The organism is Stenotrophomonas sp. YJH_SMC_119 (assembly GCF_059368315.1).
In genome coordinates this window covers 108368-122718 of the sequence record NZ_JCAFRP010000006.1, presented here as the reverse complement: position 1 = coordinate 122718, position 14351 = coordinate 108368, and the positions used below count along the sequence as shown (strand labels likewise).

The following is a 14351-nucleotide window of genomic DNA, read 5'->3' as shown; positions in this document are numbered from 1 at the left end:
CCGTCAGGAACGGGTTGACTCATCGGGGAGAAACTGGGGAGATGCGCAGATGATAGGCCAAACCCTGGCCCCGGCGTCATCGCGTGCGTCCGGCGGGGCTCAGCCGGGCCGGCCAGGCGGCACCACCTGCGCACTGGCCGGCCACTGCACCACCGCCTCCAGACCGCCCTCGGCACGGTTGCGCAGCCATAGCCGCGCGCCATCCTTCTCGGCCAGGGCGCGCGCGATGGTCAGGCCCAGCCCGGCGCCGCCGGTTTCCCGCGAACGCGAGGTTTCCACCCGCACGAACGGGTCGAACACGGCCTCCAGCTGGTCTTCCGCCAGGCCCGGGCCATCGTCGGACACCATCGCCGTGATCGTGCCGCCGCTGCGTTCCACCCGCACGCGCACGCGGTGGGCATACATCACGGCGTTATCCACCAGGTTGGAGAACAGCCGGTGCATGGCCAGCGGGCGCAACATCAGCACCGCACCGGTGCCGCCCTCGAAGACCACGTCGGCACCACCCTCTGCGGCGTCTTCCACGATGCTTTCCAGGAGCGAATCCAGATCCAGCGCGGCGCGCTGCTCGGCGCTCTCGGCGCTCCGGGCCAGCTCCAGGCCTTCGCGCACCAGTGCCTGCATCGCCGCCAGATCGCCGATCAGGCGCTCGCGCAGCACCTCGTCGCTGACGTTCTCCAGGCGCAGGCGCAGTCGGGTCAACGGGGTCTGCAGGTCATGGGTGATCGCCGCCAGCATCTGCGTGCGTTCGGCCAGGTGCCGCTGCAGGCGGTGCTGCATGGCATTGAAGGCCTCGGCGGCGCGCTGCACCTCGCGCGGCCCGCGCAACGGCAGTGGATCGCGCTGCAGATCGTCGCCGAGATCCTCCGCGGCCGCCGCCAGCTCCTGCAGCGGCGCACTGGCCATGCGCGCAACGATGTAGGCCAGCACCGCGATGGCCAGCACCAGCAGGGTCAGGAACCACGGGTCCACGGCCAGAATGCCGTTGTGGGCCACTGCTGGCGAATCCAGCGCCAGCTTCAGCAACGTACCGTCGTTGAGCGTCACATCGACCGCGCGGCACTTGGGCGGAATGAAGGCCGGATCGCGCTCACGCGGATGCCGTCGGTGCCCCGGCGGCGGTGGCGGCAGCAGATCCTGCAGCTTGGGAATGCAGGAACGGAACGAGGTGAAATGCACATGCGCGCGCGACACCGGGCCGGGCCGGTCATCCAGGACTTCCATCAGTGCGGTATCCGCCCGCCCCAGGCGCGCGCCGGGCTGCAGCGCACGCACGCTGGGCCCACCGATCTCAAGCAGTCGCTCGCGCAGTTCGGGATTGCCATCGAGCAGGTTGACGTAGCCCTGCAGGCGGTCGGCGATGCGGTTCAGGTTCTGCCGCTCGAACTCCTGCTGGCGTTTGGAGGTGGCCAGCATGGTCGCGCCGATCGCAGCCACGCTCATGCCCAACAGCAGGATGACGAACAACCGCCCGACCATCGAGGACAGGAAATGGCGCAGGCGCTTCATGACGGCTTATTCCAGGTTCACCGAGGAGGCCAGCACGTAGCCTTCGTTGCGCACGGTCTTGATCAGGCCATCCGGCCCACCGTCATCGCCCAGCTTGTTGCGCAGGCGGCTGACCTGCAGGTCGATCGCGCGATCCTGCGCCTCGTAGTTGCGGCCGCTGCTGAGCGCGACCAGCTGTTCGCGCGACAGCACCTTGTTGGCATGGGCGATGAACACGCGCAGCAGGCGGAACTCGGCACCGGACAGCACCACCACGCGGTCGTCCGGATCGACCAGGTGGCGATGCTCCAGGTCGAACACCCAGCGCGAGAAACGCGCACGGCGCACCGCCAGCGGCTCCAGGTTGGCCGGCAGCGCCTCGGTCCGGCGCAGCACGTTGCGGATGCGCGCCAGCAGCTCGCGCGGTTCGAACGGCTTGGCCAGGTAGTCGTCGGCGCCCATTTCCAGGCCGAGCACGCGGTCGATCGGCTCGGCACGCGCGGTCAGCATGATCACCGGCGTGTTCGAGCGCGCCCGCAGGTCGCGGCACAGGGTCAGGCCATCCTCGCGCGGCAGGTTGAGGTCAAGCACGATCAGGTCCACGTGCTCGCGGTCCAGCAGCTGGCGCATGGCGGTGCCGTCTGCGGCCGTGCTCACCTGGTAGCCGGCACGGCCGAGCTGCTCGGCCAGCAGGGTGCGGATGTCGTTGTCGTCGTCGACGATCAGCAGTCGATGCATCGTGTTTTCAGTCTCCATGTCGCGATCATCCCGTGTCGGCAGCTGAACCGCATCCGGGGCAATGCGTACCAGTGTATCCAGCCATGAGCGGGATACCTGTGGTTACGCGTATTCACCGACAGTGTTACATAGAGACATACCCCGAGGATTGAGCCGCCTGTCGCCCGGTCTTCACAATGCCCACCAACGCCGCCGCCGCGGCCCCGAGAGTGAAGCCACGACGTGACGTTCCGCCTGTTGCCCGCGACCCGCCGTGGTCGCCTGATACTGATCGCCCTGCTCGCCCTCATCGTGGCCGTCGCCGCCTGGTGGCTGCTGCGCAAACCCGCCGCCCCGGCGGTGGCGACCACGCCGGTCAGCCGCGGCGACATCGAGCAGACCGTGGAAGCCACCGGCGTGATCGACGCCTACAAGCTGGTCAGCGTCGGTGCGCAGGCCTCGGGCCAGATCAAGTCGCTGAAGGTACAGCTGGGCGATACCGTGAAGGAAGGCGACCTGATCGCCGAGATCGATGCCACCACTCAGCAGAACCAGGTGCTCAATGCGCAGGCTTCGCTGGACCAGGTCACCGCCCAGCGCGCCGTGCAGCAGGCCACCCTGCGCCAGGCCGAACTGGAGTTCGCGCGCCAGCAGCAGATGCTGGCGGCCGAGGCCACCTCGCGCCAGGAATACGATGCCGCCGAAGCACAGCTGAAAACTGCCCGCGCCCAGCTGCAGTCCTACGAGGCGCAGATCAAGGGCCGCCAGACCGAGCTGGGCACCGCCCGCGCCAACCTGGCCTACACCCGCATCACCGCGCCGATGGATGGCACCGTGGTGGCGGTGGTGGCCGAGGAAGGCCGCACCGTGAACGCCAACCAGACCGCGCCCACCATCGTGATGCTGGCGCGGCTGGACGTGGTCACGGTCAACGCCGAGATCTCCGAGGCCGACGTGGTCAAGATCAAGGCCGGCATGCCGGTGTACTTCACCACCCTGGGTGACCCCGACCGCAAGTACCACGCCACGCTGCGCCAGATCAATCCGGCGCCGGCCTCGATCGCCAACGAGAACTCGTCCAGCTCCAGCAGTTCGTCCAGCTCCAGTTCCAGCAGCGCGGTCTACTACAACGCGCTGTTCGACGTGGAAAACCCGGACGGCACCCTGCGCATCGACATGACCGCGCAGGTCTCGGTACTGCTCAAGCAGGCCAAGGACGTGCTGATGGTGCCGGCGGTGGCGCTGGGACCGAAGCGCCGCGGCGACGAGCGCATGGTGAGGGTGCTGGACGACAAGGGCCAGCCGCAACCGCGCAAGGTCACCGTGGGCATCAACAACGGCGCCTCGGCCGAAATCCTGTCCGGGCTGAAGGAAGGCGAACGCGTGGTGGTGGGCGAAGCCGGTGCGGCCGGTGCCAGCGCCGGCGGCGGCAACCGCGGCGGCATGCAGATGCGGGTCGGCGGCCCGGGCATGGGTCCGCGCCGATGAGCACGAAGGCGCCGCTGCTGCGCCTGCGCGACCTGCGGCGCGAATTCCCGGCAGGCGATGATGTGATCGCCGTCCTGCGCGACGTCAACCTGGATATCCACGCCGGCGAGATGGTGGCGATCGTCGGCCAGTCCGGCTCGGGCAAGTCGACGCTGATGAACATCCTCGGCTGCCTCGATCGCCCTACCCGCGGCAGCTACCAGGTGGCCGGCCGCGAAACCGGCAGGATGGCGCCGGATGAACTGGCCGAACTGCGCCGCGAGCATTTCGGCTTCATCTTCCAGCGCTACCACCTGCTGGGCGACCTGGATGCGCGCGGCAACGTGGAGGTACCGGCGGTGTATGCCGGCAGCCCGGGCGCAGTGCGCAACGCGCGCGCCGAGCAGCTGCTGCAGCGGCTGGGCCTGGGCGACCGCATGCACCACAAGCCGGGCCAGCTGTCCGGTGGCCAGCAGCAGCGCGTGTCGATCGCACGTGCGCTGATGAACGGCGGCGAGGTGATCCTGGCCGACGAACCGACCGGCGCGCTCGACACGAAATCCGGCGAGGAAGTGATGGCGATCCTCGGCGAGCTGCACGCCGAAGGCCACACCATCATCATCGTCACCCACGACATGAGCGTGGCCGAACACGCGCAGCGCATCATCGAAATCCGCGATGGCGAGATCATCGCCGACCGCACCAATCCGAACGCACCGACCTACCGCGCGCAGCGCGAGGCCAGCACCGGCGTGGCCCGCGGCAACAGCTGGCAGGCGGCCCGTGACCGCTTCACCGAAGCGTTCCGCATGGCCCTGCTGGCGATGAACGCACATCGGCTGCGCACCTTCCTGACCATGCTCGGCATCATCATCGGCATCGCCTCGGTGGTCTCGGTGGTGGCGCTGGGCAATGGCTCGCAGCAGCAGATCCTGCAGAACATCAGCGCGCTCGGCACCAACACCATCGACGTCTATCCCGGCCGTGGTTTCGGTGACATGCGCTCGGCGCGGGTACAGACGCTCAAGGCCAGCGATGCCGATGCACTGGCAAAGCAGAGCTACGTGGACAGCGCCACCCCCAGCGTGTCGACCTCGGTCACCGCGCGTTACCGCAACCAGTCCTCCACCGCCCAGGTCAGTGGCGTCGGCGAGCAGTTCTTCCGGGTCAAGGGCGTGACCCTGCTCAGCGGCAGCTTCTTCGATACCGACGCGGTGAAGGGCCTCGGCCAGGTGGCGGTGATCGACGAGAACACCCAGACCCAGTTCTTCCCCGATGTCGATCCGGTCGGCCAGGTGATCCTGCTCGGCAACGTACCGGCACGCGTGGTCGGCGTGGCCAAGCGCCAGAGCTTCGGCTTTGGTGGCAGCACCAGCCTCAGCGTGTGGGTGCCCTACACCACGGTGATGTCGCGCATGCTCGGCCAGAGCCACGTTTCCAGCATCACCGTGCGCGTGGACGACGACACGCCGATGGATGCGGCGCAGGAAGCGATCACCCGCCTGCTGACCCTGCGCCACGGCACCGAGGACTTCTTCCTCAGCAACAGCGCAGAGATCCGCCAGACCATCGAGCAGACCACGCGCACGATGACCCTGCTGATCGGCGCCATCGCCGCCATCGCGCTGCTGGTCGGCGGCATCGGCGTGATGAACATCATGCTGGTCTCGGTGACCGAGCGCACCCGCGAAATCGGCGTGCGCATGGCGGTGGGGGCACGGCAGAGTGACATCCGCCAGCAGTTCCTGATCGAAGCGGTGCTGGTGTGCCTGCTCGGTGGTCTGCTCGGCATCGGCCTGGCCCTGCTGCTGGGCTCGATGATCGGCCGCTTCGCCAGTGACTTCCAGGTGCTGTTCTCCACCGCCTCGATCGTTGCCGCGTTCGCCTGCTCGACCCTGATCGGCGTGGCATTCGGCTTCCTGCCCGCGCGCAACGCCGCGCAGCTGGACCCGGTGGAGGCCCTGGCCCGCGAATGAAGATGATGACCCGACTGCCCTTCCCTGCTCCCTCGCGCCTGCTGCTGGTGGGCGCTGTTCTGCTTGCCCTCTCAGGCTGTGCCTCGGTGGGCCGCTACCCGGTGCAGGCCCCCGACGTGGCGGCCAGCTACGGCCGTGGCGATGCCACCCTCAACGCACCGGCCGATGACCCGCGCAGCAGCCTGGATACACCGGGCCGCGACATCCGCCAGGACAGCTGGTGGACGGGCTTCGGCGATGAACGACTGAACCGCCTGGTGGCGCAGGCGCTGGCCGCCAACAGCGATCTGGCCGCCGCTGGCCTGGCCGTGCAGCGTTCGCGCCTGCAGGCCGGCCTGGCCAGCAATGCGCTGTGGCCGCAGCCTTCGTCGTCCGGCGTCAGCGGCAATGCCAGCCGCGCCACCGATCAGGCCGACGACTGGCGCCGCAGCTATTCCACCGGCGTCTCGCTGGGCTGGGAGGTCGATCTGTGGGGCCGTCTGCGCACCCAGCGCGACATCGCCCGCTGGGAAGCCGAGGCCAGCGAGGAAGACCGGCAGAACACCGCGCTGCTGGTGATCGGCGACACCATCACCCAGTACTGGAACCTGGCCTATCTCAACCAGTCCATCGCCACCGGCCAGGCCAACCTGGAGCGGCTGGAGCGCACCCGCGACCTGGTGCAGGCCCGCTTCGACGCTGGTGCGGTATCGCGCCTGGAAGTGCGCCAGGCGCTGCAGAACCTGCAGTCGCAGCGTTCCTCGCAGAGCGCGCTGGAACAGCAGCGGGTGGAGGTGCGCAATGCATTGACCGTGCTGCTGGACGGCACGCCCTGGCCGCAGCAGGACGAACCGCAGGACCTGCTGGGCGCACGCAGCCCCGGGATCAACGAAGGCCTGCCGGCCGAGCTGCTCGGCCGCCGTCCCGACCTGCGCGCGGCCGAACTTCGCCTGCGCAACAGCCTGAAGACCATCAAGGTGACCGCTACCCAGTACTACCCGGCGCTGAGCCTGACCGGCAGCCTCGGCTCCAGTGCAACGTCGCTGGGTGACGTGCTGCGCAACCCGGTGGCCACGCTGGGCGCCGGCCTGTCGCTGCCGTTCCTCAACCTGCAGCGCGCACAGCTGGATACCGACATCGCCGGCACCAGCTATCAGATCGCCGCGACCAATTTCCGCAGGACGCTGTACACCGCGCTGTCGGAAGTGGACAACGCGCTGTCGGCACGCGAGCAGCTGGCGCGCCAGGTGGCGGCCTCGCAGGCGTCGTACGACGAAGCAGTGGAAGTGGAGCGCGCGCAGGAAGTGCGCTACCGCGTAGGTGCCACCGACCTGCGCACCTGGCTGGAGGCCCAGCAGACCCGGCGTGATGCCGAGCTGTCGCTGGCGCGCGTACGCCAGGGCCAGCTGAACAACGACGTCACCCTGTTCAAGGCACTGGGCGGCAGCGCGGGGTGAGGCGGCAAGGGCGCCAACCCAGGGTGGCGACTGCCCGGTGGGTGTCGACCTTGGTCGACACGGCAACGATCCGGTAGGTGTCGACCTTGGTCGACACGGCAACGATCCGGTAGGTGTCGACCTTGGTCGACACGGCAACGACCCGGTAGGTGTCGACCTTGGCCGACACGGCAACGGCCCGGTAGGTGTCGACCTTGGTCGACACGGCACATGGAAAAGAGATCCGACCCCGAAATCAACCGCGCTGGCGCACGGCCTCGAACAGGCTGACGCCCGCGGCGACGGAAACATTCAGGCTCTCGATCTCGCCCGGCATCGGGATCTTGACCAGGCCATCGCAGTTCTCGCGGGTCAGGCGGCGCAGGCCATCGGCCTCGCCACCCAGCACCAAGGCAATGTTGCCCTTCAGGTCCAGCTGGTACAGCGACGCAGTGGCTTCGCCGGCCAGGCCGTAGATCCACACGCCCTGCTTCTGCAGGTCCTTCAGGCAACGCGACAGGTTGGTCACCGCCACCACCGGGATCAGATCGGCGGCACCGGCCGAAGTCTTGCGCACGGTCGCGTTCACCGTGGCCGACTTGTCCTTGGGGATGATCACGGCAGTGGCGCCTGCGGCAGCCGCCGAGCGCAGGCAAGCGCCAAGGTTGTGCGGGTCCTGCACTTCGTCCAGCACCAGCAGCAGGGCCTTGCCCTCGGCTGCGGTGACCAGGCCCTCCAGCTCGTTCTCGCTGTAAGTGCGGGCGGCGGCATAGCGCGCGGCCACGCCCTGGTGGCGTACCGAACCGCCGACACCGTCCAGCGCCTGGCTGTTCACCTTGCGCACGTCGATGCCCTTGCGGCGGGCGTTTTCCTCGATCTCGGTCAGGCGCGGGTTCTTCGCACCGGCCTCGACCAGCACTTCGCGGACGTTCTCGGCGTCGTTCTCGATGGAGGAGGCGACGGCGTTGACGCCGACGATCCACTGGCTGTTCTTGCTCATGCGGGCGGGGACCGGAAAGGGGGTGGCTATGGTAGAGCATCGGCGGGCCGGGCGCTGCGGCGGGGCCCCTGTTGAGCCGAGCCTGCGCTCGCTGCCGGGCTGAGGCCGCGGCGACCTGCCAGCCGAGCCTGGGCTCGGCGCTACAGGGGCGTTACCGGCTGCGCGGCGGCCAGTGCGGCGTGTCGTGGTCCGGGTGCTGATGGGACACGATGGTGGCCAGGAACTCCAGCGCCGCGATGTCTTCCTCGGTACGACGGGCCGGCAGGCTGGCCAGCGTATCGACGAACGGCAGCTTGCGCTCGACCCCGTACTGGATCGTCGGCGGCAGGCGCTCGGGTTCGTCAAAGGCACCGGCCGCCACCGCCACACCGTCCGGCGCCTCGTAGCTCAGCGGCGTGCCGCAGTCGGCACAGAAGCCCCGGCGCACCACGTTGGAGGACTGGAAATAGCGCGGCTGGCCACGGGTCCAGCTGAACTGCACGCCGCGCACCGACACCAGCGGTGCGTAGTAGGCACCGAAGGCCTTCTGGCACATCCGGCAATGACAGATCGAACTGTCGGTCAGCGCGCCACGCACCTGGAAGCGGATCGCGCCGCACTGGCAGCCGCCACTGTATTCGGGTTGGCCTTGCATGCGATGTCTCCTGGTGGTGCCGGCCGCTGGCCGGCAACCCGTCGGTGCCGAGGGTGCCATGGATGCCGGCCAGCGGCCGGCACTACCACGGTCATCAGTATTTCTCTTTCTTCCGCTTGGCCGGCTTGCCACGCTCCGGCAGCGGCGGCAGGCCATCGCCTTCGTCCTCGCCCTTGTGTTCGACCAGGCGGAAGTCGATCTTGCGCTCTTCCATGCTGGCCTTCAGTACCAGGATCCGCACGCGGTCACCCAGCCGGTAGCTGCTGCCGCGGCGCTCGCCGGTCAGCGTCTTGCGCGTGGCGTCGAACTTGTAATAGTCCTGCGGCAGCTGGGTCACGTGCACCAGGCCCTGCACCTTCGACTCGTCCAGCTCCACGAACAGGCCGAAGCTGGTCACGCCGCTGATCACGCCATCGAACTGGCCACCCACGTGCTTTTCCATCCACGCCGCGCGGTAACGCTCGTCGACCTCGCGCTCGGCTTCATCGGCACGGCGCTCGCGCTCGGAGCACTGCAGCGCCAGCGCAGCCATTTCGCGCGCGTTGTAGGTGAACTTGTCCAGCGGCTTGCCGGACAACGCGTGCTTGATCGCGCGGTGTACCAGCAGGTCGGGGTAACGACGGATCGGCGAGGTGAAGTGCGCGTACGCCTCCAGTGCCAGGCCGAAATGACCGTGGTTCTCCGGGCTGTAGATCGCCAGGCTCTGGCTGCGCAGCAGCACCGATTCCAGCAGCGTGGCATCGGGGCGGTCGCGGATCTTCTTCAGCAGCTTGGTGTAATCGCCCGGGCGCACCTTCGACCATGGCGGCAGGCTCAGCTTGAACTCCTTGAGGAATTCCAGCAGGTCGGCGTACTTGGTTTCCGGCGGCTTTTCGTGGATGCGGTACGGGGCCGGCACATGGCGCGACAGCAGGTACTTCGCCGCCTCCACATTGGCCGCGATCATGCATTCCTCGATCAGCTTGTGCGCGTCATTGCGCACCAGCATGCCGGCCTGGGTCACTTCACCGCGGTTGTCCAGCACGAAGCGCACTTCGCTGCTTTCGAACTCGATGGCGCCACGCTTGGCACGCGCCTTGGACAGGACCTTGTACAGCTGGTGCAGGCGCTGCACCTGCGGCAGCAGGTCGCCCATCCAGGCTTTGGTATCGGCATCGTCCTCACCCACCGCCTTCCACACCTGGGTGTAGGTCAGGCGCGCATGCGAGTTCATCACCGCTTCGTAGAAGCGCGAATGCGTGACCAGGCCGTCGCGGTCGATCTGCATGTCGCAGACGAAGCACATGCGGTCGACCTTCGGCATCAGCGAACAGATGCCGTTGGAGAGCGTCTCCGGCAGCATCGGCACTACGAAGCCCGGGAAGTACACCGAGGTGGCACGCTTCTGCGCCTCTTCGTCCAGTGGCGTGCCGGGCCGGACGTAGTTGGAGACATCGGCAATCGCCACCACCAGCCGGAAGCCATCGGCGTTCGGCTCGCAGTACACCGCGTCGTCGAAGTCCTTGGCATCTTCACCGTCGATGGTGACCAGCGGCATGCTGCGCAGGTCCACGCGGTCGCCGATCATCGCCGGCTCGACCACCAGCGGCACCGAGGCGGCTTCGTCCAGCACTTCCTGCGGGAACTCGAACGGCAGTTCATGGCCGTGGATGGCGGTCTCCACCACCAGCGAGGCGGTCAGCTTGTCGCCGAGCACGGCGATGATGCGGCCGATCGGCGGGCGACGGCTGTCCGGCGCCTGGGTCAGTTCGCAGACCACCAGCTGGCCGTCGCGCGCACCACCGGTCTGGTCCGGCGGCACCTGCACGTTGCGCTGCACGCGCTTGTCGTCGGGCACCACATAGTTGATGCCCATCTCGATGCTGAAGCGACCGATCAGACGGGTCATGCCGCGCTCCAGCACGCGGGCGATGCTGCCTTCGCGGCGGCCACGGTGGTCGATGCCGGTCACGCGGGCCAGCACCTTGTCGCCGTGCATGACCTTGCGCATTTCATACGGCGGCAGGAACAGGTCGTCGCCGCCCTCGACCGGGCGCAGGAAGCCGAACCCCTCCGGGTTGGCGATCACCACGCCGGTGACCAGGTTCAGGGTCTGGATAGGGGCGAAGCCGCCGCGGCGGTTCTGCACCAGCTGGCCGTCGCGGACCATGGCGCCGAGCCGGCGCGACAGTGCTTCGGCACGGTCCGGGGCGGTCAGGCCCAGGCGTGCGCCCAGTTCCTCTGCCGTCTGCGGCCCTTCGCAACGCTCCAGCAGGGCCAGGATGGCTTCGCGGCTGGCGATGGGCTGTTCGTACTTCTCTGCTTCGCGGGCGGCATAGGGATCGTCGATCACCTTGCCGGTCGGCGGCAACTTGCGGCCCGGGGCCGGGCCCGGTGCGTCGCTGCTGCGGACCTTGCGGCCACGCGGCGGTGCGCCGCCTTCATTCAATTCAGGGAACCAGCCCGGCAACGGCTTGCCCGGCTTGGTGGCGCGGGCCGTGCCCGCCTTGGCGCCCTTCTTCGGGGCCTGGCCGCGGGAGGTGCTCCCGCCCTTGCTTGGTTTTTTGGTAGTCATCGCCCTACATGGTAGCCGTTGACGGCGTGCAGAACGGGTCAGTGGCCGTCCTGAAGGCCTTGCGTGAAAAATATTCAGGAAGTCGTTGACAGCCTGCGGATTCATCTTCACAATTGCGCCTCTGGAACGCCCAGGTGGCGGAATTGGTAGACGCACTAGTTTCAGGTACTAGCGGGTAAAACCGTGGAGGTTCGAGTCCTCTCCTGGGCACCAACGAAAAAACTCCTCGCTTCGGCGGGGATTTTTTTTGCCTGCAATCCAGCAACGGGGCCGAATTCCTTTCCGAAGGAAAGCGCTCCGACCCCAAGCGAGTGAGATGGGGTCAGAGCCCGCTCCGCAGGCGAAACGACGTCCGACACCGGATCCAGAAAAAGTGTTGACACCCCCGTAACAACACCCCATAATCTCGCTCCTCGACGCCCAGGTGGCGGAATTGGTAGACGCACTAGTTTCAGGTACTAGCGGGTAAAACCGTGGAGGTTCGAGTCCTCTCCTGGGCACCACGTCGAGAATGAGAAAAACCCGCGAGAGCGGGTTTTTTCATGCCCGGCATCAGAGCAGCGGCCGCAGCACCAGTTCCAGCCCGAGCAGCAGCAGGAAACCCAGGAAGCAGCCCCGGAACACCCGCGCACTGATGCGCTGCCGGATCACCTGCCCCAGCCACATGCCCAGCAATGCCGGCAGCACCGCCAGCGCACTCAGCCCCAGCTGCTGGATGCCGAATGCGCCATGCAGCACCAGGCCGGCGGTCAGCGAAATCGTTGACACCGTGAACGCCAGCCCCAACGCCTGCACCAGCTCCTCGCGCTGCAACCCCAGCGACTGCAGGTACGGCACCGCCGGCATCACGAACACGCCGGTGGCGCCGGTCACCACGCCCGACAACGCCCCCACCAGCGGCCCCAGCCAACGCTCGCGCCGCTGCTGCACGCGGAACACCGGCGCAAGCAACGCATAGGCGGCATAGACCACCAATGCCACGCCCAGCGCAACGCGCGACCAGGTGCGATCGACCCGCACCAGCAGCGCGGCCGAGCCCAGCGTCACCATCACCACCGCCAGCATCATCGGCCACAGCCGCCGAACGATGTGGCCCAGCGACGGCCCCGACAACAGCTGCCACGCATTGGTGACGAAGGTGGGAATGAACAGCATCGACGCCGCCGCCACCGGCGACAGCGTACTGCCGAGCAGCCCCATCGCCACCGTCGGCAACCCCATCCCAGTCACACCCTTGACCACACCGGCCAGCACGAACACCACCACCAGCAACAGATAGAAGTACGTCGATTCATTCATGCCGTCATTGGATCGGGCCGTAGCCAGGCGCACAATGCGGTCTTCCCGGCCTCGCCTTCGGCTGATCCGAAGGCGCAGCCGTTGCGATGAGGGCATCACATGCGGATGGATATCGCCGACCTGCGCCTGTTCCTGGCGATTGCCGAGGCGGGCAGCATCACGGCCGGCGCAGCGCAGGCAAACCTGGCACTGGCGTCGGCCAGCGAACGCCTGCGCACGATCGAAGCCGATGCCGGCACCGCGTTGTTGAACCGGCATCCGCGCGGTGTCAGCCTGACCGAAGCCGGTGCCGCCCTCGCCCACCATGCACGCCTGATCCTGCAGCAGCAGGCACAGCTGCGCGGTGAACTGCAGGCGTTTGCACACGGTGCGCGCGGCACCCTGCATCTGTATGCCAACACCGCAGCGCTGACCAACTACCTGCCCTCGCGGCTCGCGCCATGGCTGGCCGAACGCCCGCGCCTGCACGTGGAACTGCTGGAGCGCACCAGCCCTGAAGTCGTGCGTGCGATCAGTGCTGGCCAGGCCGAGGCCGGCATCATCAGCGATGCCGTCGACGCTGCCGGCCTGCAGCAGCATGTGGTCGCCGAAGATCCGCTGGTGATGCTGCTGCCCGCAGACCATCGCTTCGCATCGCGGCGCAGCGTGGCCTTCACCGATGTTGCCGGCGAGACCTTCGTTGCCCTGGCCGATGGCAATGCACTGCAGACCTACATCGAAGACCAGGCGCGCGACATCGGGCGTCGCCTGGACGTGCGCATCCGCATGAAGACCTTCGAGGGAGTCTGCATCATGGTCGGCCACGGCATTGGTGTCGGCATCGTGCCGCGTACCATTGCGCGCCAGCATCGACGCAGTACGCGTACCGTTGCGGTGCCGCTTGCAGATGCGTGGGCACAACGCCGCCTGTGCGCCTGTTTCACCGGATGGGCGCAGCTTTCACCGGCGATGCGCAGCCTGCTGCTTCACCTGGGCGTGCAGCCGCAGAAAAATGTGTGAAATGTTGTTGACACACTCTCTGCCGTCCCGCACAATTCATCTCCTGAGTCGCCCAGGTGGCGGAATTGGTAGACGCACTAGTTTCAGGTACTAGCGGGTAAAACCGTGGAGGTTCGAGTCCTCTCCTGGGCACCACGACTCAAGATGATCAAACCCGCGAAAGCGGGTTTTTTCGTTTCCGGGGTTTGGCGATCCTGGCATCGCAACCGCCACTCGGACTGTCGTATCTCGCACCGTCAGGGCGTCGTCTGCGGGTGCATACCTACTCCCGGCGCGTCGTCACCGGACCTTGAACGGCCCCCTTTTGGGGCGCATTTCACGTTCCCCGTTCAATTCGTACTTTTCCTAGTCGAGATCCACCCGATTCCTTTTCGGTGGGAGGCAGATTTGCGGGAGCCGGCTGCGGGTGTATCGCCACGACCTGACCAGCGCCCCTCCTCTCCCCCAAAGGACGCACCAATGCAGCGCAGCATCATCTGCCCACACTGCCATACCGGCTCGAACCACGGCGTAAGCGTATGCGTGGGATGCCAGGCCGAGGTCCATTACGGCGCATCAAAGGAGGCCGTAATGCTTGTCTTTGTCGCCGCCATCATCTGCGGCGCACTTGTCGGCAGCCGATTTCAGGCCACTGCCGGCTGGCTCGCATGCGGCGCCGTACTTGCGGCGGGGATCTGGGCCATTTCCCGATTGTCTTCCGACCGGGTGGTGTTCAAACGCGTCTATCGCACGCGCTGAACCTGCGCCGTTGCACCACCCCGAGGGCAATGCCCGCGCGACCAGCGTCGCCCCAACAAAAACC

The 14351-nt window shown here is 67.3% G+C and carries 12 protein-coding genes and 3 tRNA genes; 8 read left to right on the top strand and 7 right to left on the bottom strand.

Annotated elements, in window-relative coordinates:
- Positions 1–99 precede the first annotated feature (99 nt).
- Complete coding sequence (locus tag AC5P6S_RS11230; RefSeq protein WP_005408780.1) at positions 100–1509, bottom strand: ATP-binding protein; 1410 nt, start codon at positions 1507–1509, stop codon at positions 100–102.
- Positions 1510–1515: 6 nt separating this feature from the next.
- Positions 1516–2244 carry a response regulator gene (locus AC5P6S_RS11225; protein ID WP_005408779.1) on the bottom strand — a complete coding sequence of 243 codons (729 nt, stop codon included), beginning with the start codon at positions 2242–2244 and terminating at the stop codon, positions 1516–1518.
- A gap of 204 nt (positions 2245–2448) precedes the next feature.
- Here AC5P6S_RS11225 and AC5P6S_RS11220 point away from each other — a divergent pair, with 204 nt between their 5' ends.
- From AC5P6S_RS11220 to AC5P6S_RS11210, 3 genes are read left to right on the top strand one after another with little or no spacing between them, the layout of a single operon-like run.
- On the top strand, positions 2449–3693 hold the full coding sequence (locus AC5P6S_RS11220) for an efflux RND transporter periplasmic adaptor subunit (RefSeq protein WP_005408778.1): 1245 nt from the start codon (positions 2449–2451) through the stop codon (positions 3691–3693).
- The gene (locus AC5P6S_RS11215) at positions 3690–5648 is read left to right on the top strand and encodes a MacB family efflux pump subunit (RefSeq protein WP_059033832.1); all 1959 of its coding nucleotides are present in this window, start codon (positions 3690–3692) and stop codon (positions 5646–5648) included. The genes AC5P6S_RS11220 and AC5P6S_RS11215 overlap by 4 nt, the downstream gene beginning before the upstream one ends.
- On the top strand, positions 5645–7084 hold the full coding sequence (locus AC5P6S_RS11210) for an efflux transporter outer membrane subunit (protein WP_044569740.1): 1440 nt from the start codon (positions 5645–5647) through the stop codon (positions 7082–7084). Before AC5P6S_RS11215 ends, AC5P6S_RS11210 begins: the two co-directional genes overlap by 4 nt.
- On the opposite strand, the gene AC5P6S_RS11205 is transcribed toward AC5P6S_RS11210, so the two are convergent.
- From AC5P6S_RS11205 to rnr, 4 genes are all read right to left on the bottom strand, one after another.
- A complete protein-coding gene (locus tag AC5P6S_RS11205; RefSeq protein ID WP_495204617.1) occupies positions 7056–7289 on the bottom strand; it encodes a hypothetical protein in 234 nt (77 codons plus the stop codon). The genes AC5P6S_RS11210 and AC5P6S_RS11205 overlap by 29 nt on opposite strands.
- Before the next feature lie 30 nt (positions 7290–7319).
- The gene (gene rlmB, locus AC5P6S_RS11200) at positions 7320–8063 is read right to left on the bottom strand and encodes a 23S rRNA (guanosine(2251)-2'-O)-methyltransferase RlmB (RefSeq protein WP_005408775.1); all 744 of its coding nucleotides are present in this window, start codon (positions 8061–8063) and stop codon (positions 7320–7322) included.
- A gap of 151 nt (positions 8064–8214) precedes the next feature.
- Positions 8215–8697, bottom strand: coding sequence for a GFA family protein (locus tag AC5P6S_RS11195; RefSeq protein ID WP_005408774.1), 483 nt, complete (start codon positions 8695–8697; stop codon positions 8215–8217).
- A gap of 94 nt (positions 8698–8791) precedes the next feature.
- A complete protein-coding gene (rnr, locus tag AC5P6S_RS11190) occupies positions 8792–11251 on the bottom strand; it encodes a ribonuclease R (protein ID WP_060380821.1) in 2460 nt (819 codons plus the stop codon).
- 128 nt (positions 11252–11379) lie between these two features.
- On the opposite strand from rnr, the gene AC5P6S_RS11185 reads away from it, so the two are divergent.
- Positions 11380–11464: transfer RNA gene (locus tag AC5P6S_RS11185), tRNA-Leu, on the top strand.
- A gap of 205 nt (positions 11465–11669) precedes the next feature.
- Positions 11670–11754: transfer RNA gene (locus AC5P6S_RS11180), tRNA-Leu, on the top strand.
- 49 nt (positions 11755–11803) lie between these two features.
- On the opposite strand, the gene AC5P6S_RS11175 is transcribed toward AC5P6S_RS11180, so the two are convergent.
- Positions 11804–12550 (bottom strand): sulfite exporter TauE/SafE family protein, encoded by a 747-nt coding sequence (locus AC5P6S_RS11175; protein WP_049395410.1) that lies wholly within the window; start codon positions 12548–12550, stop codon positions 11804–11806.
- Between the two features lie 99 nt (positions 12551–12649).
- Between AC5P6S_RS11175 and AC5P6S_RS11170 the strand changes: the two genes are divergently transcribed.
- The 3 genes from AC5P6S_RS11170 (at position 12650) to AC5P6S_RS11160 (ending at position 14287) form a co-directional block, all read left to right on the top strand.
- On the top strand, positions 12650–13549 hold the full coding sequence (locus AC5P6S_RS11170; protein ID WP_049395411.1) for a LysR family transcriptional regulator: 900 nt from the start codon (positions 12650–12652) through the stop codon (positions 13547–13549).
- 50 nt (positions 13550–13599) lie between these two features.
- Positions 13600–13684 (top strand) — tRNA-Leu (locus tag AC5P6S_RS11165).
- Positions 13685–14008: 324 nt separating this feature from the next.
- On the top strand, positions 14009–14287 hold the full coding sequence (locus tag AC5P6S_RS11160; RefSeq protein ID WP_049395927.1) for a hypothetical protein: 279 nt from the start codon (positions 14009–14011) through the stop codon (positions 14285–14287).
- Positions 14288–14351: the final 64 nt, after the last annotated feature.

Excerpts from the sequence above, each read along its gene's own strand:
- AC5P6S_RS11225 (WP_005408779.1), bottom strand. The coding sequence starts at position 2,244 with ATGGAGACTGAAAACACGATGCATCGACTGCTGATCGTCGACGACGAC.
- AC5P6S_RS11175 (WP_049395410.1), bottom strand. The coding sequence starts at position 12,550 with ATGAATGAATCGACGTACTTCTATCTGTTGCTGGTGGTGGTGTTCGTG.
- AC5P6S_RS11210 (WP_044569740.1), top strand. The coding sequence starts at position 5,645 with ATGAAGATGATGACCCGACTGCCCTTCCCTGCTCCCTCGCGCCTGCTG.
- AC5P6S_RS11215 (WP_059033832.1), top strand. The coding sequence starts at position 3,690 with ATGAGCACGAAGGCGCCGCTGCTGCGCCTGCGCGACCTGCGGCGCGAA.
- AC5P6S_RS11160 (WP_049395927.1), top strand. The coding sequence starts at position 14,009 with ATGCAGCGCAGCATCATCTGCCCACACTGCCATACCGGCTCGAACCAC.
- rnr (WP_060380821.1), bottom strand. The coding sequence starts at position 11,251 with ATGACTACCAAAAAACCAAGCAAGGGCGGGAGCACCTCCCGCGGCCAG.
- rlmB (WP_005408775.1), bottom strand. The coding sequence starts at position 8,063 with ATGAGCAAGAACAGCCAGTGGATCGTCGGCGTCAACGCCGTCGCCTCC.
- AC5P6S_RS11170 (WP_049395411.1), top strand. The coding sequence starts at position 12,650 with ATGCGGATGGATATCGCCGACCTGCGCCTGTTCCTGGCGATTGCCGAG.
- AC5P6S_RS11230 (WP_005408780.1), bottom strand. The coding sequence starts at position 1,509 with ATGAAGCGCCTGCGCCATTTCCTGTCCTCGATGGTCGGGCGGTTGTTC.
- AC5P6S_RS11195 (WP_005408774.1), bottom strand. The coding sequence starts at position 8,697 with ATGCAAGGCCAACCCGAATACAGTGGCGGCTGCCAGTGCGGCGCGATC.